At 46.6% G+C, this 22236-nt stretch carries 24 protein-coding genes; 8 read left to right on the top strand and 16 right to left on the bottom strand.

The annotated features are described in order from the left end of the window. Nucleotides 1–71: 71 nt before the first annotated feature. The 9 genes from fusA to fkpA form a co-directional block, all read right to left on the bottom strand. Nucleotides 72–2171 carry an elongation factor G gene (fusA, locus tag C1S74_RS12510; RefSeq protein ID WP_045399965.1) on the bottom strand — a complete coding sequence of 700 codons (2100 nt, stop codon included), beginning with the start codon at nt 2169–2171 and terminating at the stop codon, nt 72–74. Nucleotides 2172–2308: 137 nt separating this feature from the next. Continuing rightward, a complete protein-coding gene (gene rpsG, locus C1S74_RS12505; RefSeq protein WP_005438390.1) occupies nt 2309–2779 on the bottom strand; it encodes a 30S ribosomal protein S7 in 471 nt (156 codons plus the stop codon). A 100-nt stretch (nt 2780–2879) separates the two neighbouring features. Then, a complete protein-coding gene (rpsL, locus tag C1S74_RS12500; protein ID WP_004399892.1) occupies nt 2880–3254 on the bottom strand; it encodes a 30S ribosomal protein S12 in 375 nt (124 codons plus the stop codon). A 178-nt stretch (nt 3255–3432) separates the two neighbouring features. Beyond that, a complete protein-coding gene (gene tusB / locus C1S74_RS12495) occupies nt 3433–3708 on the bottom strand; it encodes a sulfurtransferase complex subunit TusB (RefSeq protein WP_045399967.1) in 276 nt (91 codons plus the stop codon). Between the two features lie 7 nt (nt 3709–3715). Next, a complete protein-coding gene (gene tusC, locus C1S74_RS12490; protein ID WP_038871964.1) occupies nt 3716–4072 on the bottom strand; it encodes a sulfurtransferase complex subunit TusC in 357 nt (118 codons plus the stop codon). After that, nucleotides 4069–4464, bottom strand: a complete 396-nt coding sequence (gene tusD, locus C1S74_RS12485; protein WP_038871966.1) for a sulfurtransferase complex subunit TusD — start codon at nt 4462–4464, stop codon at nt 4069–4071. Before tusD ends, tusC begins: the two co-directional genes overlap by 4 nt. Nucleotides 4465–4466: 2 nt before the next feature. Further along, nucleotides 4467–5183: a helix-turn-helix transcriptional regulator gene (locus C1S74_RS12480; protein WP_038871970.1), complete on the bottom strand. Its 717-nt coding sequence runs from the start codon at nt 5181–5183 to the stop codon at nt 4467–4469. 130 nt (nt 5184–5313) lie between these two features. Then, a complete protein-coding gene (locus C1S74_RS12475) occupies nt 5314–6693 on the bottom strand; it encodes an IS4 family transposase (protein ID WP_103415246.1) in 1380 nt (459 codons plus the stop codon). A 148-nt stretch (nt 6694–6841) separates the two neighbouring features. Then, a complete protein-coding gene (fkpA, locus tag C1S74_RS12470; protein ID WP_038871973.1) occupies nt 6842–7624 on the bottom strand; it encodes an FKBP-type peptidyl-prolyl cis-trans isomerase in 783 nt (260 codons plus the stop codon). A gap of 128 nt (nt 7625–7752) precedes the next feature. Here fkpA and C1S74_RS12465 point away from each other — a divergent pair, with 128 nt between their 5' ends. Together C1S74_RS12465 and C1S74_RS12460 are read left to right on the top strand one after the other, a co-directional pair. After that, nucleotides 7753–8739, top strand: coding sequence for a WD40 repeat domain-containing protein (locus tag C1S74_RS12465; RefSeq protein ID WP_045400894.1), 987 nt, complete (start codon nt 7753–7755; stop codon nt 8737–8739). Beyond that, the gene (locus C1S74_RS12460; RefSeq protein WP_005438375.1) at nt 8736–8963 is read left to right on the top strand and encodes a SlyX family protein; all 228 of its coding nucleotides are present in this window, start codon (nt 8736–8738) and stop codon (nt 8961–8963) included. Before C1S74_RS12465 ends, C1S74_RS12460 begins: the two co-directional genes overlap by 4 nt. A gap of 80 nt (nt 8964–9043) precedes the next feature. Here the strand turns inward: C1S74_RS12460 and C1S74_RS12455 are convergent, their stop codons facing one another. The 5 genes from C1S74_RS12455 to kefG all read right to left on the bottom strand — a co-directional run bounded on the left by C1S74_RS12455 (nt 9044) and on the right by kefG (nt 13385). Next, nucleotides 9044–9985: an isoaspartyl peptidase/L-asparaginase family protein gene (locus C1S74_RS12455; RefSeq protein ID WP_045400896.1), complete on the bottom strand. Its 942-nt coding sequence runs from the start codon at nt 9983–9985 to the stop codon at nt 9044–9046. A gap of 132 nt (nt 9986–10117) precedes the next feature. After that, nucleotides 10118–10693 (bottom strand): peptidylprolyl isomerase, encoded by a 576-nt coding sequence (gene slyD / locus C1S74_RS12445; protein ID WP_038871977.1) that lies wholly within the window; start codon nt 10691–10693, stop codon nt 10118–10120. Nucleotides 10694–10781: 88 nt separating this feature from the next. Beyond that, nucleotides 10782–10982 (bottom strand): YheV family putative zinc ribbon protein, encoded by a 201-nt coding sequence (locus tag C1S74_RS12440; protein WP_010443959.1) that lies wholly within the window; start codon nt 10980–10982, stop codon nt 10782–10784. Between the two features lie 35 nt (nt 10983–11017). Beyond that, nucleotides 11018–12814: a glutathione-regulated potassium-efflux system protein KefB gene (kefB, locus tag C1S74_RS12435; protein ID WP_045400892.1), complete on the bottom strand. Its 1797-nt coding sequence runs from the start codon at nt 12812–12814 to the stop codon at nt 11018–11020. Continuing rightward, nucleotides 12798–13385, bottom strand: coding sequence for a glutathione-regulated potassium-efflux system ancillary protein KefG (kefG, locus tag C1S74_RS12430; RefSeq protein ID WP_038877278.1), 588 nt, complete (start codon nt 13383–13385; stop codon nt 12798–12800). The genes kefB and kefG overlap by 17 nt, the downstream gene beginning before the upstream one ends. A 177-nt stretch (nt 13386–13562) precedes the next feature. Between kefG and C1S74_RS12420 the strand changes: the two genes are divergently transcribed. From C1S74_RS12420 to crp, 6 genes are all read left to right on the top strand, one after another. Further along, complete coding sequence (locus tag C1S74_RS12420; RefSeq protein ID WP_038871983.1) at nt 13563–15482, top strand: ABC transporter ATP-binding protein; 1920 nt, start codon at nt 13563–13565, stop codon at nt 15480–15482. Beyond that, complete coding sequence (locus tag C1S74_RS12415; protein ID WP_038871985.1) at nt 15479–15958, top strand: TIGR02444 family protein; 480 nt, start codon at nt 15479–15481, stop codon at nt 15956–15958. Before C1S74_RS12420 ends, C1S74_RS12415 begins: the two co-directional genes overlap by 4 nt. Nucleotides 15959–16323: 365 nt before the next feature. Then, nucleotides 16324–17331, top strand: a complete 1008-nt coding sequence (locus tag C1S74_RS12410) for a hydrolase (protein ID WP_038871988.1) — start codon at nt 16324–16326, stop codon at nt 17329–17331. A 65-nt stretch (nt 17332–17396) separates the two neighbouring features. Beyond that, a complete protein-coding gene (locus C1S74_RS12405; RefSeq protein ID WP_038877274.1) occupies nt 17397–17609 on the top strand; it encodes a YheU family protein in 213 nt (70 codons plus the stop codon). Nucleotides 17610–17733: 124 nt separating this feature from the next. Beyond that, the gene (locus C1S74_RS12400; RefSeq protein WP_005432770.1) at nt 17734–18603 is read left to right on the top strand and encodes a phosphoribulokinase; all 870 of its coding nucleotides are present in this window, start codon (nt 17734–17736) and stop codon (nt 18601–18603) included. Between the two features lie 239 nt (nt 18604–18842). Further along, a complete protein-coding gene (gene crp, locus C1S74_RS12395) occupies nt 18843–19475 on the top strand; it encodes a cAMP-activated global transcriptional regulator CRP (RefSeq protein ID WP_005381432.1) in 633 nt (210 codons plus the stop codon). Between the two features lie 231 nt (nt 19476–19706). On the opposite strand, the gene C1S74_RS12390 is transcribed toward crp, so the two are convergent. Both C1S74_RS12390 and astD read right to left on the bottom strand, forming a co-directional pair. Next, complete coding sequence (locus tag C1S74_RS12390; RefSeq protein ID WP_045400889.1) at nt 19707–20498, bottom strand: DUF1338 domain-containing protein; 792 nt, start codon at nt 20496–20498, stop codon at nt 19707–19709. A 262-nt stretch (nt 20499–20760) separates the two neighbouring features. Beyond that, a complete protein-coding gene (astD, locus tag C1S74_RS12385; protein ID WP_045400887.1) occupies nt 20761–22218 on the bottom strand; it encodes a succinylglutamate-semialdehyde dehydrogenase in 1458 nt (485 codons plus the stop codon). Nucleotides 22219–22236: the final 18 nt, after the last annotated feature.

The raw sequence follows: 22236 nt of genomic DNA, 5'->3' as shown, positions 1-22236 counted from the left end.
GTCCGTTAGCGCAATATTTCGACGGCTTGATCTAGCAAAAAGTCGTAAACTTTTTGTGGTTCAATCGTCAATTAGTAACCACGCTCAGCCATGATGGCTTCTGCAAAGGTCTTCGGCACTTCAGCGTACTCATTAAACTCCATAGAGTAAGAAGCACGGCCTTGAGTTGCAGAACGTAGGTCCGTTGCGTAACCAAACATCTCAGATAGAGGAACTTGAGCACGGATGATCTTAAGACCAGCCACACCTTCATCCATACCTTCGATCATACCGCGACGACGGTTTAGGTCACCAACAACGTCACCCATCCAGTCTTCCGGAGTAGTTACTTCGACATTCATCATTGGCTCTAGAATCACTGGCTGTGCTTCTAATGAACCTTTCTTGAATGCCATCGAGCCAGCGATCTTGAACGCCATCTCGCTTGAGTCAACATCGTGGTAAGAGCCGTCGAATAGTGTAGCTTTAATGTCTAGAACAGGGTAACCCGCTAGAACACCGCTATTCATTTGCTCTTCGATACCTTTCGATACCGAGCTGATGTATTCCTTAGGAACCACACCACCCACGATCTCGTCTACGAATACGAAACCTTCACCAGGTTCTGAAGGCTCAAGTTTGATCCATACGTGACCGTATTGACCGCGACCGCCAGATTGACGAACGAACTTGCCTTCCACTTCCGCAGAACCACGAATGGTTTCACGGTAAGCAACCTGAGGTTTACCAACGTTACAGTCAACGCTGAATTCACGCTTCATACGATCAACGATGATATCTAGGTGAAGTTCACCCATACCAGAGATCAGAGTCTGACCTGTTTCGTCGTCCGTTTCCACGCGGAATGATGGATCTTCCGCAGCCAGTTTACCTAGCGCGACACCCATTTTCTCTTGGTCTGCTTTAGAACGAGGTTCTACTGCGATCTGAATTACTGGCTCAGGGAATTCCATGCGTTCCAGAATCACTTTGTGGTTCTGGTCACATAGCGTGTCACCTGTTGTCACGTCTTTCAGACCGATAGCAGCTGCGATATCACCAGCGCGAACTTCTTTTACTTCTTCACGCTTGTTTGCATGCATCTGAACGATACGACCAAAACGCTCTTTCTTCTCTTTTACTGAGTTGTAAACAGCATCACCTGAGTTCACAACACCGGAGTAAACACGCATGAAAGTTAGCGTCCCCACAAATGGGTCAGTCGCGATCTTGAATGCTAGAGCTGAGAACGGTTCGTTATCGTCTGCGTGACGTTCAACTTCGTTCTCTTTTTCGTCGATACCTTTAATTGCAGGTACGTCGATTGGCGATGGCAAGAATTCAATCACTGCATCTAGTACTGCTTGAACACCTTTGTTTTTAAACGCACTACCACAAGTAGCCAGTACGATTTCATTGTTTAGTGTACGAGTACGTAGAGCTTGTTTGATCTCAGCTTCAGTCAGCTCACCTTCTTCAAGGTACTTGTCCATTAGCTCTTCAGTTGCTTCCGCTGCCGCTTCAACCAAGTTGTTGCGCCACTCTTCAGCAAGCTCTTGCATGTCTGCTGGAATTTCGTCGTATGTGAACGACATGCCTTGGTCGGCTTCACTCCAGTTGATCATCTTCATCTTGATTAGGTCGATAACACCACGGAAGCCTTCTTCTGCACCAACGTTCAGTTGGATTGGAACAGGGTTCGCACCAAGACGGTTTTTGATTTGGTCCACAACACGTAGGAAGTCTGCGCCTGCACGGTCCATCTTGTTTACAAACACCATACGTGGAACGTGGTACTTGTCAGCTTGACGCCATACAGTTTCAGATTGAGGTTCAACACCAGATGAGCCACAGAACACAACTACTGCACCATCAAGTACACGCAAAGAGCGTTCTACTTCGATAGTAAAGTCAACGTGTCCAGGGGTATCAATGATATTTACGCGGTGCTCTTGGAATTGTGCTTCCATACCACGCCAGAAAGTAGTAGTTGCAGCTGAAGTGATAGTGATACCACGTTCCTGCTCCTGCTCCATCCAGTCCATGGTTGCTGCGCCATCGTGAACTTCACCGATTTTATGAGACAGACCAGTGTAGAACAAAATACGTTCAGTAGTGGTTGTTTTACCAGCATCTACGTGAGCACAGATACCGATATTACGGTAGCGCTCAATAGGAGTTTTGCGAGCCACGATTGAATCCTCTTAACTTAGAGATAGGGACTATTGCTATAGCTAAAAATGCTATCCCCTAGATATAGCAATAGTTCCTAGCATAGGCATAGGAACTAAAGAAGTGCTGCAAGGAACCTTGCAGCACTGAAAAGGTATTACCAACGGTAATGTGCGAACGCTTTGTTTGCGTCAGCCATGCGGTGAACGTCTTCACGTTTCTTAACCGCAGTACCTTTGTTCTCAGACGCGTCTAGCATTTCAGCTGCTAGGCGTTGAGCCATAGATTTTTCACCACGCTTACGCGCAGCTTCAACCAACCAACGCATAGCAAGTGCGTTACGGCGAACCGGACGAACTTCTACAGGTACTTGGTAAGTTGAACCACCTACACGGCGAGATTTAACTTCTACCGCTGGGCGAACATTTTCAAGAGCTTCTTCAAAAATAGCTAAGTGGTCTTTACCAGACTTTTCAGCCATAGAATCTAGTGCAGTGTAAACAATTTTCTCTGCAGTAGATTTTTTACCGTCAACCATTAGGATGTTAACGAATTTTGCCAGCAGTTCAGATTTGAACTTTGGATCTGGAAGGATCTTACGCTGACCAATGACGCGACGACGTGGCATGGATTTTCTCCGTTGTCTTCTTCAGGTTTTATCCAAAACTTTTCAGTTTTTTCAAAAAATTAAAAATAATTTAGTGTTTGGCCTTACTTAACGGAATCCATTAAGACTTAGGACGCTTCACACCGTACTTAGAACGACCTTGTTTACGGTCGTTAACGCCAGCACAGTCAAGTGCACCGCGAACAGTGTGGTAACGTACACCCGGAAGGTCTTTTACACGACCGCCACGGATTAGTACAACACTGTGCTCTTGAAGGTTGTGACCTTCACCGCCGATGTACGATGTAACTTCGAAGCCGTTTGTCAGACGTACACGACAAACTTTACGAAGTGCTGAGTTAGGTTTTTTAGGTGTAGTTGTGTAAACACGAGTACATACACCACGTTTTTGTGGGCACGCTTCTAGTGCAGGCACGTTGCTTTTAACAACTTGCTTTGCACGTGGCTTACGTACCAACTGGTTAATAGTTGCCATTAACTAGCTCCTGATTTACTTGAAAGTAAGCTTTGTGAAAAATCTATCCCTAACGACTCTTGGCAGTTAGGGACGCAAAATTCTATGCAGCAGTGAGAGGTGTGTCAAGAAATATACGGATCTTTTTTGTTCAATTAGGGTAATTCGTCCGTAAAGCTCAATCGACAGGAATAAAGGGCTAATCCCAAGTCAGAGATTTCGCCTGTTTTGTCGTGAGTTCGACAAAACCTGAATAGTTTATAACGGTAATAGACGGGCTTATACGATTGGTGATTCCGCGAGCTTCGATATCACTCTGTAAAGCAAACACTGCGGGGCCTTTTACCTTTGTAAATGCTTTATGTTGAGGGTTAGCGGCATAAACCGCCTCTTCAATCAGCAAGACATCATCTTGCTCACTGTACAGTGCCATTGAATCGTCTAATGCTGCTACGGATTTGATGATATGTAACATGGCTTCCTCAGAATGACAGCAGTTTGCTAGCTTGTTGCAGTTTAGCTTTGAGTTGCTCGGTATTTAGAGACTCGGCATCAATGACTAAATCGGCTTGAGCCAAGCCACGCTCGGCAAGCGAATCAGCACAAACAAACACTTGCTCAATATCGTACAAGTCGAACAGCTTTAGCATTGGTGCGTAGTCTTTGCTTAAGATGCCATTTGGCTCCTGTCCAAGCAGTAACTGGTAGACACCATCACCAACAAATAAGACGGTGATGTCTTCACAGTACGCCGACGCCGCTAGCAGCGCATCCACACCTTCACGCCCCGCATTACTACCATGAGGTGCGCTACGAAATAGGTAAGTTAACTGACTCAAAACTGCACCACTCTATCTTGCGTTAACATAGCTTCGGCTAAGCTGCCCAAACCGGCTTGTTCGAACCCTGTCGCTAGGTTGTTCTGCTCAAGACCATGTTGATTGGCTTCATCTTCGCTGATGATACCGCGACGTAAAGCCGCTGCCACACACGTTTCCAAACGAACATCGTGTTGCTGTGCGAGTGATTGCCATGCTTTAGCTAGGTCAAACTCATCATTGGCGGGCACGCTCAGAGCTGTACCATTGGTGACGCCGTCTTGATAAAAGAACACACTCACTAGAGTGTGCCCTTGTTCAATGACTGCTTTAGCAAATTGGTATGCACTGCGTGCCGATTGGCTACCGTAAACCGGACCGTTCACCACTAGCGTGTAAGTTAATCCACTCACGCTTATTCGTCCTCAGTTTTACGCTGACGAATATAAAGGTAAACCGTATGCTTAGAAATGTTTAGACGATCGGCAACGCGGTTGATGGCGTCTTTAATATCGAAGATACCTTTATCGTACAATTCCATGACGATCTGACGGTTTTTCGTATTGTTCGATACCGATTTGTCTGCATTGATTTCTTCAATCGTGCGCTCAACGGTTTGATCGACAAGTTCTTCAACATCGCTGGCGAAGTTTACTGAAGACGCCGCCTCTTTTGCTTCTTGTGTCGGCATAAAAGATTGCAGCACTTGGGAGAACGGCGCATCAAGGTTGACGTTAATACAAAGCAGGCCAATCACTCGGTTTTCACCATTGCGGATAGCAACGGTGATCGACTTCATGAGTACACCACCTTTTGCACGGGTGAAGTACGAACGTGAGAAGTTACGTTCAGAGCCTTCAATGTCTTTCAACATCTTTAGCGCTAAGTCGGTAATCGGAGAACCGACCTGACGGCCAGTGTTTTCACCATTGGCGATTTTGATTGCAGAGGTATTGAGATCTTCAAGAGAGTGAAGAACGATCTCACAAAAGGGACCAATCAAACTGGCGATGCCGTCCACGACCGCTTCGTAAGATCTCAAGATGATTTTATCGTGCTCAGAAAATGGCATCACGTTGACAGATTCCATTTCGAGCAACATCTCCGCATTTATTGTTTCTGTAGTTGTCATAAGCCTTCGAGCGAAAAATCAACAAATTGGTGTAAGTTTATCAGAAAATTTGAAAGGCAACCTAGCAAACTCATCAACTAGTGACCTAGAACAAAAAAGGCCCGTAAAACGCTGTCTCTTGATCACAAGTCTAGTGATCAAGAGACATTGCGAGTTCGTAGCCTTCAAGGATGGTTTGTAGTTTAAACCATCCTTCCCAAAGCACCTTTATTGAAGCTCTACCCGTCCTCTTGGTATCTTTCCAACCGCCTAATTTAGCGAGATTTTTGTACGCCCAGCTCATATCGGGCACTTCTTTAGGTAATGTCTTACTTTCTAGTTTCAACCACAGTAGCTTCCAAGCTTTTTTGCCCAATACCTTTTCACAACTTTCTTTCGTTAGCTCATCAACTTCTTTAATGAAGCGTAACGCCAATAAACGCGTAGCAACAAAGGCATAGATGACACTTAATCTCTCTAAGTTATCTTTACTTTGTAGCCTGAGTGACTCCACATCTGTCCCTTCACTTTTCCAGACTTTATGGAAATCTTCAATCAGCCATCGGCGCTCGTAATAACCGATAATTCTCATAGCGTCTTCAACGTTGTTTATTGGCTCCGACGTCAAGAGGTGCCATGCTAACTTGTCTTTTGATGTCCCTTGCTCAAGGCAACCAACATAATAAACAGGTATGCCTGCGTGCTCTTTTTTGTTTGCCGGAGCCTTTAATGTCACCTGACCATATTTAACATCAAGCTTTACATCTCTCGCTTTTCTCCCTCCTTTTTGGGGGATGGTAAGCTCTTTTGTCTCGACGCTTGGTAACGCTTGCGCATAGTCGTAAAGCTTTTGATGATGAGCTTCTAGGCAGCGACTTTGCATTGAGCGAACGACAAAGCGCTGCTGATGTTGACGTTTATAAGTCAAGTATTCGAATAGGTCAGCTTCTCGGTCACAGACCGAGATAACATCTAACATTTTATCCCCTAGGCGTTCAACGACACGGCGAGAAGCTTGCTCCCATTTGTAACTCTCTTTCTCCTTATAAGGACGAGTCGCGTGTTGGTGCTTTTGCCCACGCTTAGTAATATCTCGGCTCCATCGTTGCTGCTCTATCAGGCCAACAATGGTCTGACTTTGTGGTGCAAAAAGTAACGTCGAATGTACGTGGAGAGCTCGAATTCTATCGCCTTGATTCGTGTGCCCGAGTTCATCTTTTATACTTCGATGCGGAAAACTGAGCGTTGTTGTATCTTCAAGCGCGAGTAATTCCTCATGCTCGTTAGCTCGGGATACAGTTGATTGAAAGCCTGCTTCTGCGATGTCTTTTGCATCGATGTTTTCATTGCGGATAAAGCGATATGCACCTTCCATATCGGCGGGAGAAAAAGGAAGTTTAGCCACGGAGACTCCTGGTTGATTAGCAATGGAAGTCGCTAAACTGATGAGGCGTTGTGTTCTTCGAGGGTCTTTAAGTTGTGCTTGTCCAAATTGTTCTTGTGCCCAAAGTTTAGCGTCTGAGTGTGTCATCTTAGTGTTTCAGTAAGGATTACTAAGTGATCAGATCACACACACGTGAAAGAGTTCAAAAAAAATCCCCAAGCTACAAGCTTGGGGATTTGTGTATAAGAGACAGCGTAAAACGGGCCTTTTTTCATCGAGTTATCGCTGTCTGTTATTACTTAGCAGCTTGATCGTTCTCAACTTTTAGTAGTTCAACTTCGAATACAAGCGTTGAGTTAGCTGGGATGCTTGGTGTGTCTTGATCACCGTATGCTAGCTCTGGCGGGATAACAAATTTGAACTTAGAGCCTACAGGCATTAGCTGAACACCTTCAGTCCAACCAGGGATAACGCGGTTTAGTGGGAACGTTGCTGGCTCACCACGATCGTAAGAACTGTCGAACTGAGTACCGTCGATCAGAGTACCTTTGTAGTGTACCTGAACCGTATCAGTATCTTTTGGCTTCTCACCTTCAGCAGGCGTGATTACTTGGTAAAGTAGGCCAGAATCTGTCTTAACTACGCCTTCTTGCTTTTCGAACTCAGCACGGAAGTCATCACCTGCTTTCTTCGCTTCAGCCGCTTTTTCAGCGGCTTGCTTTTGCATCTTCTCAGCAACACGCTTATCTAGAGACTCTAGAGCGGCACGAGTTTCCTCCTCGTTTAGCGCAGCTTTGTCTTTGAATACGTCTTCGATACCTTTAAGAACTAGGTCTTTGTTTAGGTCGATACCGATTTCGCTTGGCTTATCGATACTCGTGCTTAGGTAGTTAGCAAATGAAACACCGATCGCGTATGCCGCTTTGTCATCGTCGGTTTTAAAGTGAACTGCTTTACCAGTTTCTGCTTGAACTTGTTCTGCTTGAGGTGCTGCTTCTGGTTTTGTTTCTTCTTTTTGACAACCTACCGCTAGCATTACTGTTGCAGCAAGTAGCGACACTTTTAAAACTGATTTCATTAAATTCTCCCAATAATGGCTTAGCCACTGGTTGTTGTGCACAAATCTTCGATGAGACTAGTGAAGACAATCGTTATACCAATATACTAGCTATATGTCTTAAGACACAAACCGGATTATTAGATGTGATGCAAAGAATTTCTCATTTATTCCTATATTTAATTGTCATCACCACGTTAAATGGATGCTTTTTTACCGATCATGACGTTCAACGTTGGTCACTCGAACCACAAGGTTCCACCAGCTTTGCGCTCAGTCGAGATGGCCGATTCGCACTGCTGTACTCCAAAGAGCACCAGTTGGTTCTTTGGGATTTGGAGCAAAACAAACAACTCGCAAAGCTGGGTGAACTCGATCAAGCCGCCAATGTGGTCTCCCATATTCGCATTTCGGACAATGGCCGCTATGCCGTCACTGCAAGCCAAATGAACTTCGCAGTATGGGATCTCGGATGGACCCAAGCCGAAGGGCTATGGTCTATTGATGACGCGCTGATTCGAGACGTTGATATCACCAGTAACGGTGAACAGGTATTACTTGGCCTGTCCAACGGTAAAGCAATTCACGTCAACTTAGTCACTGGTCGTCGGCTAGAGTTCCTTGCGCACCAAGAAAAAGTCAATTCTGTCGCTATCTCGCCCAATGGCCGCTTCGCCTTAACGGGTGGTAATGACTACAAAGCGTATCTGTGGGATACCGAAACAGGCCAAGTACTGCACAGCTTTGAACACGAACAACGCGTGGTAAGAGTCGCGCTTCAACGTGATGGGAAACTGGCCATGACGTCCGATGGCGGTAATCAAGCCATCATCTGGGACTTAGAAACTGGAGAAGAAGTGACACAGCTAAGCAGTTGGTCTCGTCAGTTGATCTTCTCCACGGCTAGATTCTCAGACGATGGCAGCTTATTAGTTACAGGAACGCCTTCAGGACGCGTGATGGTTTGGGATACTCACACAGGTAAACGAGTGGATAGATTTGAAGTCGAGCCGAAAAAAGATACTCGCCCTCCTCGTGCGGTCGTGTATGATGCAGCCTTTGATTCCAAGCAACGTATAATTACTGCCACTTCTGCGGGCATTGCCCAAGCTTGGCAGCTAGAGAACGGATCATGACAGAAAAACTTATTCAGCAATTGGAAGCTCGCATTAATGACTTAGAGTGTCAGCTTGCGTTCCAAGAACAGACGATTGAAGATCTGAACGGTGCCTTGTCACAGCAGCAACTGCAAATCACCAAGATGCTCGATCAGATGAAATACGTGGTAGGTAAAGTGAAGAATATGGATTCGTCGAATTTGGCCGATCCATCAGAAGAAACACCACCACCGCACTACTGATTCATCCGAATCCTAGTGCAGTAAATAACACAAAGCCCAGACTCTTATCTGGGCTTTGTTGTCTTTAAGAAAGCGAATCGCTACTCGTCAGAGTAAATGTTTACGCTCAACTCACCTTGAGTGTTGATCCCTGCTCGATACATACCAGAACTGTTCATCGCAAAGTGCAACTCACCTTGTGCATCGATGGCAATTAGACCGCCCTCTCCGCCCATCTCTTTAAGTTCACCTTGGATGATATGTTCACAAGCAGTGTGGACGTTTTCTTGCAAATAACGCATGCGCGCTGCGACATCTTCCGCCACTCGTTTACGGATAAAGAACTCGCCGACACCTGTAGTGGAAACCGCAACAACACCATTCTCTGCCACCGTGCCGCACCCAATCAGAGCGGAATCTCCCACGCGACCGTATTTCTTGTTGGTCACACCGCCAGTGCTGGTTGCTGCCGCTAAGTTGCCTTGTTGGTCCAATGCAACCGCACCAACCGTACCGTGTTTACGGTCATCTGGGTAACGGGACTCGGAAAGAGCAAACAAGCCTTTCTCACGCATAGAAATCAGTTGTTCATAGCGACGATCAGTGAAGAAGTAATCTTGCTCGGTGTACTCGTGGCCTTGTTCGAAAGCAAATTTCTCAGCGCCCTCGCCGACTAACAGCACATGGTTGCTGTTTTTCATTACATCACGAGCGAGCTCAATGGGGTTCTTAATATGACGAACACCGGCAACAGCACCTGCCGCTTGGTTTCTACCATCCATTACAGAGGCGTCCATTTCTACCATTTCAGTATGAGTAAGAACCGAGCCTTTGCCTGCATTGAAATTAGGGGAGTCTTCTAGCACTTTTACCGCAGCAACGACCGCATCTAAGGCTTCACCACCTTTTGCTAAGATTTGATGACCCGCTTTCACCGCAACTTCTAAATCCGCCAAAATGGATTGTTGCAGTTCATCGCTCATCTGTGCCCGCAAAATGGTACCTGCACCACCGTGAATGGCAATCGAGAAAGGTTTCGTCATCGCTTTGTCCAACTGTTATTCCTTGTATGATTTGCACTACACCCCAGATAAACAAAAAGCGCAAGTTGAAACCTCAACTTGCGCTTTTCAAAGCTTGTTCTAGATAGTGCTATCTAGAGAAAGAGCGTGCGATTAGTGAGAACCGCAACCGCCGCCGCCACAGCATTCGTGGTCGTCAGCTTTTTCTTCGCCACCGCAGCAGCCGCCTTCGTGATCGTGGTCGTGACCGCCACAACAACCGCCACCTTGGTGGATGTGGCCGTGTTCGATCTCTTCAGCTGTTGCTTCACGCGTTGCCATAACTTCAACTTCGAAAGTTAGTGTTTGGCCAGCTAGCATGTGGTTGCCGTCTACAACAACTTCGTCGCCATCTACTTCAGTCACTTCTACAGGGATTGGACCTTGGTCAGTGTCTGCTAGGAAACGCATGCCAACTTCGATTTGCTCAACGCCTTGGAATACGTCAGCAGGAACGCGCTGTACTAGAGCGTCGTTGTGATCGCCGTAAGCATCTTCAGGAGCTACTGTTACTGAAAACTTGTCGCCAGCCACTTTACCTTCTAGCTCTTTCTCAAGACCAGTGATTAGGTTGTTGTGACCGTGTAGGTAATCAAGAGGCGCGTCAGCTGTTGATTGATCAACAACAACACCGTCTTCCATCATTACTTTGTATGCAAGGCTTGCAACAACGTTCTTTTCAATTTTCATACTAACTCCAGGGAGATTAACTGACTTAACCAAAATGGGGTTAAGTACCGAGATGGTAGTATTATGGGGATCAATTAACGAAGTTCAATTACTCAGGCTTAAAAATCCCGATCATTTCTTGTTCTGAGTGTTTATTTTTTTCTACAGATTGCGGTTTACGCTGCTCGGTGTAATCACAATCTACACATTCAACTAACTCGATATTGTTCTCAATCCACCAGCGCAACGTATCTTGCTGGCTACACTGCGGGCAGCTTGCACCCGCGATAAAACGTTTCTTGGCTTTCACTTTTGTTCCTTTTCCCGCTTAATACCGTGCGGGTACTACTTCCAATGATTTGGCGACTGTTGATCGCTTTCCATTTCGCGACCGAAGATTTCTTCTAGTTCTTTGCGTGCCTCTTTCGAGCGTTGAGCAAGTTCTTTATCCTCATTATGCTGAGGCAGTAAGTCTTTGAGCATAGCATTATCTAGTTTACGAAAATGTGCTTCTGCCCGCTTTGCTTGATACGGATGCATGCCTAGTTCTACGAGCGCTTGGCGACCTAGATCTAATGCGCCCAAAAAGGTTTCACGCGAGTAGTTTTGCACACCGTGATTCATTAACTGATAAGCTTCCACACGGCTGCGTGCACGCGCAAGGATCTTCAAATTCGGGAAGTACTCACGACAAATGTCGACAATCGCCATCACTTCGTCAGGTGAATCCGTACAGATCACTAAGGCTTCAGCTTTATCCGCACCTGCGGCACGTAACAAATCAATCTGAGTCGCATCACCGTAAAACACTTTATAGCCGTATTTACGCAGCAAGTGGATTTGGCTCGCGTCACTTTCTAGCACCGTTACTTTGATCTTGTTGGCATACATCAAGCGTCCAACAATCTGACCAAAACGACCAAAACCTGCGATGATCACTCGTGGTCGACGATCAACAACATTGCTGGCCACGCTCTCTTCTTCTTGGTTCAGCGTATGAGCGAACCATTTTTTCTGCCCCATGAGCAGCAGTGGTGTTGTCACCATCGACAAACTCACCACAACCAATAAGAAGGAAACTTGCTCTTTGGTTAAGATCCCTTCTTGGCTTGCCGCGGTGAAAATCACAAACGCAAACTCACCACCTTGGCTCAAAATCGCCGCCATACGACTACGCGACTTTGCGCGAACTCGGGCGGTACGCGCCAGAACGTAGAGCACCAAGCCTTTAACTACAACAAGGGCAATCACGGCACTAATAATCGCAAACGGTTGAAGTGCTAATAAGCCCAAATTCACCGCCATACCAACAGCGATAAAGAACAAGCCAAGTAGCAGACCTTTAAAAGGTTCTATCGCGATTTCCAGCTCATGACGATATTCACTTTCCGCCAGCAATACGCCCGCTAAGAAAGTACCGAGTGCCATCGACAGCCCCAGCTTTTGCATCGCAACAGAGATGCCAAGTACCACTAGAAGAGCAGCAACGGTGAAAAGTTCACGCACACCACTCATCACGACAAAACGAAATAAAGGGCGCAGTAAAAAGTGACCACCTATCAATAAACCGATCACCGAGGCTAACACCCACAAGGCATCCAGCCAATCACCGCCACTGGTGCCACCAGCGAGTAATGGCAACATGGCAAGCATTGGGATTACAGCAATATCTTGGAATAACAGTACCGCAAAGCCCGATTGTCCGGTTTCCGTTCCGGCTTGTCCTTGCTCTTCTATCACTTTAAGTGCAATCGCGGTGGATGAGAGTGCTAATCCCATGCCGATCACTAAGCTCACTTGCATGCTCAAACCAAACAGGCTGACGATGCTGCCAATCACGGCAGTCGTCACAATGACTTGAGCCCCCCCAAGTCCAAGTATTGGTCCACGCATTTGCCATAGTTTTTTGGGGTTTAACTCCAAGCCAATTAAGAACAGCAGCAACACCACCCCAAGTTCAGCAAAGTGGAGAATCGCATCCACATCGCTGATCAAACCCAGTCCCCAAGGACCAATTAAAACACCAGCAATCAGGTAGCCAAGCACGGAGCCCAAACCAAGTCGCTGAGCAATCGGCACTGCTACGACGGCAGCAGAAAGGAATACCACGCTGCTTTGAAGAAACTCACTGGTTATCGCCATGATGACCTCCTTGTACTCCCCACTCATTCAAAGGGTTGTTCAGCCATTGACGATATTGTTCCGCATGCTGATAACGCTCAATATCCGAGACATTACGTGACCAGTACAACACCAGAGGTTCCATCCAGTGCATTTGACAAAGAGCAGCGGTTAACTCGAAAGGTTGTAAAATCTGTTCTAATGGATATTTGTTATACCCAAGTGGGCTAAAGGCATCTTCTTTGCCTCCCGTGGTGATAACACTACGCCAATATTTACCTTCAAGTGCACAGCCATCGCCAAACGCAAACCCTTTACCTAGCACGCGATCTAACCACTCTTTTAGTAGCGCAGGGCAAGAATACATATAGAGGGGATGATGAAAAACGATCACATCGTGCGTCATCAACAGGTCGTGTTCGTAATTCACATCAATAAAGAAATCAGGATACGCACCATAAAGATCATGCACAGTGACGTGATCAAGTGATTGAATTTTTTTTATCATCACTTGATTGGCAATGGAGTTTTGCGGCTCAGGGTGAGCATAAATCACCAGAACTCTTGGGGGATAAGACGCTGCAACAGCCAAATGGTCGTCCTTGTTTTAATTTCTCAGGGAAAATTATCGTTATCAGTTTGTTATACTTTTTTGTATAGCATAATGCAATTAAAGGTCAGAGATCGACTTTTCCCGCCAATAGCCCTACTATTCACCGCGAGATAAATGACGAAGAAACGCGCGCTGCGCAAAGTGAACTAAAGCCCTATGATTACCTTTTCTGATATTCAGTTACTGCGTGGCGGTAAACCTCTTTTAGACCAAGCTTCTGCAACCATTCACCCAGGCGACAAAGTGGGACTGGTTGGTAAAAACGGTTGCGGTAAATCGACTCTATTCGCACTCCTGAAAGACGAATTGTCGATTGATGCTGGCTCATTCAGTCAGCCGCAACATTGGGAATTGGCATGGGTAGCGCAGGAAACTCCCGCACTAGACCGCAGCGCAATTGAATACGTCATTGATGGTGATCGAGAGTTTCGTGGTCTTGAGCAACAACTGATGATTGCCGAAGAAAAAGACAACGGTACGTTGGTTGCAGAGATCCACGGAAAAATTGAAACCATTGGTGGTTACAGTATTCGCGCGCGCGCTGCCGAACTGCTTGACGGTCTGGGCTTTAGCCAAGAACAAATGAGCTGGAATCTGACTCAGTTCTCAGGTGGCTGGCGTATGCGCCTCAACTTGGCTCAAGCGCTATTGTGTCGTTCAGACCTACTGTTGCTTGACGAACCAACCAACCACTTGGACTTAGATGCAGTAATGTGGCTGGAACGTTGGTTGCAAAACTATCCAGGCACATTGGTTCTTATCTCGCACGACCGTGACTTTTTGGACCCAATTGTTGGTCGTATTATTCACATCGAAAACCAGCAGCTAAACGAATACACGGGCAACTACTCATCGTTTGAAAATCAGCGCGCACAAAAAATGGTGTTGCAACAAGCCATGTTCGAGAAGCAACAGAAACAGATGTCGCACATGCAAAGCTACATCGACCGCTTCCGTTACAAAGCATCTAAAGCCCGCCAAGCACAAAGCCGCATCAAGGCTCTAGAACGTATGGAAAAAGTGCTGCCAGCACAGTTCGATAACCCGTTTAACTTTCAATTCCGCGAGCCAGCGGCTTTGCCAAACCCAATCATGATGATGGATGAGGTATCGGCAGGTTACGGTGACAACCTGATCTTAGAAAAGATCCGCTTGAATCTGGTCCCAGGCAGTCGTATTGGTCTACTTGGTCGTAACGGCGCAGGTAAATCAACCTTGATCAAACTGTTGTCTGGTGAGCTAAAAGCGCAAGGCGGCGATCTCACATACTCACAAGGCGTGAAGATCGGTTACTTCGCACAGCACCAACTAGAAACACTGCACCCAGAAGAAACGCCGCTACAACACATGATGCAGATTGCACCAGACCAAACTGAACAACAACTGCGTGATTACTTAGGTAGCTTTGGCTTCCAAGGTGATAAAGCACTGGAAAAAGTCGCACCGTTCTCTGGAGGTGAAAAAGCGCGTTTAGTATTGGCATTAGTTGTGTGGCAAAAACCCAACCTATTGCTACTCGATGAACCAACCAACCACCTAGATTTGGACATGCGCCAAGCATTGACCATGGCACTGCAAACCTTTGAAGGTGCGATGGTCATTGTTTCGCACGACCGTTACTTGCTGCGCGCAACAACGGACGACTTGTATCTGGTACATGACCGCCAAGTCGCACCATTTGATGGTGACCTCAATGACTACTACAAGTGGCTAACAGAGCAACAAAGAGCCGAGCGTAAAGAAGCACAAGCGGCACAACCAGAGAAAGACAACAACAACAGCGCTGCGGCAAAAAAAGAGCAGAAGCGACGTGACGCAGAATTTCGCAAACAGACAGCGCCAATTCGCAAAACCCTGACACAGTTAGAAAATAAAATGGATAAGTTAGGCGAAGCATTGGCATCAGCAGAAGAGCAATTATCGGATAACTCTCTGTATGAAGCAGAAAACAAGGCTAAACTTAATGAAGTGTTGGCACTTCAAGCGTCGAGTAAATCTGAGCTTGAAGACGTAGAGATGGAATGGATGTCTGCTCAAGAAACGTTAGAGCAGATGGAGCTAGAGTTTAATCAATGACAAAAGAGCACGCAGAATACACTCTCACCCTAGAACACCTTTGGCAGTTCAGTCTGCAATTTTATGGTGTGCGAGAAGTGAAGGAAGCGTGCTTGTCGTTGCAAAATAACTATCACGGCAATGTGAATCTACTACTGCTGCTCAGATGGCTCGATGAGCAGCAAGTCATTTTCCAAGAACAGGACTGGCATTTAGTCCAAGGTTGCCTTGGTCGAAGCGAAACCCTTCTGCACTCCTACCGTGAGTTACGTCGCCATCTAAAATCGCAAGTCAACGATGCCCTTTATCGCGAAGCACTACAGTTCGAACTGCAGTTAGAAAAACAGCAACAATCCGACCTCGTTGACTGCGTCAACTCATTAAAATTAGTCAGTAACGATGGCGATCCATTAACGCTAAGATATTGTCGGCAGCTCGGTGGTGAGCACCTTCAACAAGCGTTTTCCCTTCCAGTTCCAAAAATTCAGCATCCATAAATCAGTCATAAACCAGTAAAATATCTATACTAAAGCTATATACCCAAGTGACTTCAAGATGCAGTGTTCAGAGCATTGTCACTGATTCGAGATCAAGGAAAGCAGCGCAGCGTAATAGCGAGCTCTTTCCAAGATGCTTGACGATGAAATCGGTTCAGTGACAAGCTCCCAAAGGGCGAGATGATTTGGCTTGCACACTTTGTTATTGATTTTTGATTTAGAGCCACTAGATCTTCAAATCTCTGCCTCGTTTGCAAACCAAATCACTCTCGCTGAAACGAGCATCTTGAGGTTACTTGGGTATAAGGGAATATATTAATAAGTTCTTCGGCGAACATTGAAGGACCATATAAGAGCAGTTAGGTATGACACAATTTTTCGCAGCCGCCGGGATTAAGAACCCGCACCTTCAGACGCTATTACCGCGCTTTATTCGCAAGAAAGCGCTGTTTACGCCTATTTGGCAAACACTCGATACACCGGACGGTGACTTCCTCGATTTGGCGTGGTCCCAGCAGCCAGATTCCGAAGCCGCACGCAACAAACCAATCTTCGTCCTCTTTCATGGCTTGGAAGGCTGCTTCTACAGCCCGTATGCGAACGGTTTGATGAACGCCTTCTCTAAATCGGGTTGGCTTTCAGTGATGATGCACTTTCGTGGTTGCAGTGGTAAGCCAAACAAGAAAGCCCGCGCCTATCATTCTGGCGAAGTAACGGACGCTCGTTTCTTTCTTGAGCAGCTCAATCAGCAGTTCCCCAACAATCCAAAAATCGCAGTAGGGATCTCCCTCGGCGGTAACATGCTGGCGAACTATTTAGCTAAGTACAAAGGTGACCCGATCTTGAGTGCCGCGACGATTGTCTCTGCACCGCTTGATTTAGCGGCATGTGCCAATCGTATTGAGCAAGGCTTCTCGAAGGTCTATCGACGTTACTTACTCTCTTCACTAAAGCGTAATGCACTGCAAAAGCATGACTTAATCCAAGGCGAACTCGCACTGTCGTATAACTCGATCAAACGTGTGACTCGCTTGTATGAGTTCGACGACTTGATCACAGCCCCTCTGCATGGCTTTAAAGACGCACAAGATTATTACGATCAATGTTCTGGCTTAAGCAAGCTGCAACAGATCACTCTACCGACGCTGATAATCCACGCAAAAGACGATCCGTTTATGACGGAAGAAGTGATCCCGAAATTTGTGTTGCCAGATAACATCGATTACCGACTTTATGAGCATGGGGGGCATGTGGGTTTTCTTACGGGAACCGCTCTCAAACCAAAGTTTTGGTTAGAAGAAGCCCTACCTGCTTATTACGAAAGTATCGCTGCGGAGTACCTTTCTGCTGTATCCGTGCCACGAACACAGTAAACTACTTAGGCGCGCCAGACTCCAACCCAAGGCGCGCTTAAACATCATAAAAGTTTGAGGTATTTATGGTCATCCCTTGGCAAGACATCGCGCCAGAAACGCTGGAAAATTTGATTCGTGAATTCGTACTACGTGAAGGCACCGACTATGGCTCGGTCGAAGTTTCACTGCAAAGTAAAATCGATCAGGTCAAATACCAATTAGAAAAAGGTGAAGCACTCATCGTCTTTTCTGAGCTGCATGAAACAGTAGATATTCAATTAAAAGCAAAGTTTTAGACCCTTCACATTTTACCGTACCCCACTCGATGACAAGGGCTTGTTACGTGCTATAGTGGGTTATCGACCGTGCAGCATACGCATGCTGCACTTTACAGGTAAGTAATTTTCGACAAGGTTTGTCATGTCAGCTAAACATCCAATCATTGCGGTTACTGGTTCATCCGGTGCCGGTACCACCACTACATCTGAAGCCTTCCGCAAGATGTTCAATATGATGAACGTCAAACCTGCATGGGTCGAAGGCGATAGCTTTCACCGTTTTACTCGTCCAGAAATGGACGTCGAAATCCGTAAAGCCCGCGAGCAAGGCAAACACATCAGTTACTTTGGTCCACAAGCCAATGACTTTCCGGGGTTAGAAGAGTTCTTTCGTCAGTTTGGTGAAGATGGCACTGGCAGCGTGCGCCGTTATCTGCACACCTTTGATGAAGCGGTCCCATATAACCAAATGCCGGGCACCTTTACACCTTGGCAAGATCTGCCAGAAAACAGTGATGTCTTGTTCTACGAAGGCTTGCATGGTGGCGTGGTGGATGGCGATGTCAATGTGGCACGTCACGTCGACTTTCTAATTGGCATGGTGCCAATCGTCAACTTAGAATGGATTCAAAAGTTCGTCCGTGACACGCGCGATCGTGGCCACTCAAGAGAAGCGGTCATGGATTCGATCGTGCGCTCAATGGATGACTACCTAAACTACATCACCCCGCAGTTCTCTCGAACGCACATCAACTTTCAGCGTGTCCCAACGGTCGATACATCCAACCCACTCAATGCCAAAGGCATCCCAAGTTTAGATGAGAGTTTTGTTGTCATACGCCTTCGCGGCATAAAGAATGTCGACTTTCCTTATTTACTGGCAATGATTGATGGCTCATTCATGTCTCGCCACAATACTATTGTGGTACCGGGCGGTAAGATGAGCTTTGCAATGGAGCTCATAGTAAGGCCGATTCTGCAGCAACTTATCGAAACAGGGAAAATTGGCTAAAAACCTTGCCATCGTAGTGTTTACTTTTCATACCGTGATCATGTGCACAGTTTTGCTTACAAAATCTCAATGATGGCACGATTAAAATCAAGAAATCGTTTTCGAAAAAGGATACTATTTCTAACCGAAACACAAGAGAGCTTGCAGCATATAAAAAGTGCTCTTATTCTAGTAGGCCAATTCAGGCTTAGCTAAAATATGGATAGCGCAAGCGTACCCTGCAGAGGAAGTGAGATATTATGGTTCTAGGTAAACCTCAAACCGACCCAACATTAGAGTGGTTTCTTTCACACTGTCATATTCATAAGTACCCATCAAAAAGCACGCTAATTCACGCGGGCGAAAAAGCAGAGACTTTGTACTACATCGTTAAAGGTTCTGTTGCGGTTCTTATCAAAGACGAAGAAGGTAAGGAAATGATCCTTTCTTACCTAAACCAGGGCGACTTCATTGGTGAACTTGGTCTATTCGAAGAAGACCAAGAGCGTACAGCTTGGGTTCGCGCTAAATCTCCTTGTGAAGTGGCTGAGATTTCTTTCAAGAAATTCCGTCAACTTATCCAAGTTAACCCAGACATCCTAATGCGTCTTTCTGCGCAAATGGCTCGTCGTCTACAAGTTACTAGCCAAAAAGTGGGTGACCTAGCGTTCCTAGACGTAACTGGTCGTATCGCTCAGACTCTTCTGAACCTTGCTAAACAGCCAGATGCGATGACGCACCCAGACGGCATGCAAATCAAGATCACTCGTCAAGAAATCGGCCAAATCGTTGGCTGTTCTCGTGAAACAGTAGGTCGTATCTTGAAGATGCTAGAAGAGCAGAACCTAATTTCTGCGCACGGTAAAACTATCGTTGTTTACGGAACTCGTTAATCTCGATTAACGTTTAAAAAATTTAAAAGCCACCAAATGCAAGTTTGGTGGCTTTTTTGTTTTTAAGAGCTGAGAATAGGGAACGGAAAACAAAGAGCCGAGAATTGGGAACACTGCGTTCCGAGAGCGGACTTCGTCCTTCGAGATATAGCCCTCTCAGATTCCGAGAGTTAAAGCCTCCCGAGGCGAAGCGTTTCCGAATTCATAGGGCATAGCCCGTTCTCGTATCTATTAACCGTTGGTGCTTTCGAAGATCTTATCTGCCGATGCAGCCACAAATCCTGGGTACAACTCACCGTTATCCATTGGATAGCGCTTAGCAAACTCGTAGAAGCCTCCAGGAATCACCTCAACGCCTTCAGTAAAGGTCACTGGCACTTTGTCTGCCATGGTCGATGATTGCTCTAGTAGCACCTCTGGCGTGCCTTTTACTTCACCGCCATTCTCGTTGATGGTGAAACCAGCAGTGCGTAGGTAGTCGTTCACTTGCTTCACTTCTTGATGCTGGTTGAGTTGATTAACGCTCACTGTGAAGTGGTTAGCTCCGTAACCGTGCGCAGCAAGCCAAGAAGCGTATTCACTCTCTTTCGCCAAGGTTTGGAAGTCAGCATAGCCGAGGTTCCACAAACGTCCGCCGTATAAGAAGTCACTGCCTGTCAGTTTAGAAGCATCAACCTGCTCTACCAATTTATGAACAATGGCTTGTAGCTCTGGTGAGCACTCATCCACTTTCAATTCACTGATGAAGACTTTTGGTTGTTTTGGATCTGGGTGCTCAAAATGTTTTGCTACCAGCTTTTTGCTTTCAAATACGTAGTCACCACAGGCTTTGTAGCCCACCGCCAAGAATGGCTTCGCTAACGTTTCAATGCCTAGGGGATCGACATTAAACGTACGTAGAGCAATATGGTCATTAATCAGAGGCTCATCTTCTTGAAGAAGTTGATGGACTTTAGCAGCGGAAGGACAAAGACGTTTAATGTAGTCTTGCCATAGCGATTCAAATAACACATCGGGCGTCATAACGACTCCTTGTTATGCAATGTAGAGTTAGGGGTAAGAGAAGTTGACCGCTCGTTCACAGCCCGGAGGCTGTCCAGAATCACGAACGAGCGGTCATCAACCTGTGACGGTATGTGTGGCATAAGTGCCAGTCAGTCAACACGCACTGGAGAGTCTTAAGCTCGCCTTTGGCGTTTGCCAGCGCGCTTACCAGAATCCTAACTTGGTAAATAGCTCCGGCAGAGAGAAGCGGCGATACTTTGTCACCGCTTCGTTTTCTCTATTACAGGCTTACACCCGGACTCAATGTGGCAGGCAAGACCGCCTCTTGTCCTTCCATTGATGCCATTGGATACGCACAGTAGTCTGCTGCGTAGTAAGCACTTGGACGTAGGTTACCCGACGCACCCGGACCACCAAATGGTGCGTCACCACTTGCGCCCGTTAGCTGGCGATTGCGGTTCACGATGCCGGCACGAATGTGGTCCACGAAGTATTCCCACTCTTGGTCGTCGGTTGAAACCAGACCCGCAGAAAGGCCAAAGCGTGTATCGTTAGCCAGTTCTACCGCTTTCTCTAGCCCTTCGTAGCGCACTACTTGCAGAAGTGGACCGAAGTACTCTTCATCTGGCAGTTCAGCAATGTTCGTCACATCAATAATTCCTGGAGAAACAAACGCCGCTTCGCCTGCTTTCGCTTCAATCAAGCTTTCTCCACCAAGTGCTTGTAGGTTTGCTTGTGCATCCAGAATGAATTTAGCTGCCGCGACCGAAATCTGTGGTCCCATAAATGGCGCAGGTTCTGCAAATGGTTGGCCGACTCTAATATTGAGTGTCGCTTCCACCAGCTTAGTAATGACGGCATCACCCTTGTCGCCAAATGGAATGTAAAGACGACGTGCACAAGTACAGCGCTGACCTGCACTGATGAAAGCCGATTGGATGATGGTATAAACCGTCGCATCTAGGTCGCCGTAGTTATCCGAGATAACCATCGGGTTATTGCCACCCATTTCAAGCGCCAGCATTTTGCCCGGCTGACCAGCAAACTGACGATGCAGAACATGACCTGTGTTTGCACTACCGGTGAACAGCACGCCATCAATGCCTTTCGCATCCGCAAGCGCAATGCCGGTTTCTTTCGCGCCTTGGACGAGATTAATCACACCTTTTGGTAGACCGACCTCTTCCCACAGCTTCATAGCGAGTTCACCCGTCCATGGCGTTTGCTCAGACGGTTTAAAGACAACGGTGTTACCAGCAAGTAGTGCTGGCACAATATGGCCATTTGGCAAGTGACCTGGGAAGTTATAAGGACCGAATACCGCCATCACACCCAGTGGGCGGTGGCGCAATACAATTTGGTTGCCTGCGGCTTCACGTGCAGCTTCACCCGTACGGTCGTGGTAAGCACGGATGGAAATCGCAATTTTACCTGCCATTGCTGCCGCTTCGGTGCGTGTTTCCCAAATCGGCTTACCGGTTTCTTTGGCAATCACTTCGGCGATTTTTTCGCTGTTCTCTTTTACTTTTTCAGCAAAAGCCAGCACGATCGCTTCTCGCTCTGCAAATGGGCGCTTCTTCCAATCAACAAACGCTTCACGTGCCGCCGAAACCGCTTGGTTCACTTGTTCTGCCGTTGCACCGTTGCCTTGCCATATCACTTCTTGGTTGTACGGCGACAGAGACGTAAATCCTTCACCCTGACCTTGTACCCATTCACCTGCAATCCAATGTGTCATTGTTTCTATCCTTAAATT

This window comes from Vibrio hyugaensis (genome assembly GCF_002906655.1).
GTDB classification, from domain to species: Bacteria; Pseudomonadota; Gammaproteobacteria; order Enterobacterales; family Vibrionaceae; genus Vibrio; species Vibrio hyugaensis.
The sequence above is the reverse complement of the archived record's forward strand: the minus strand, read 5'-3'. Positions and strand labels throughout refer to the sequence as shown.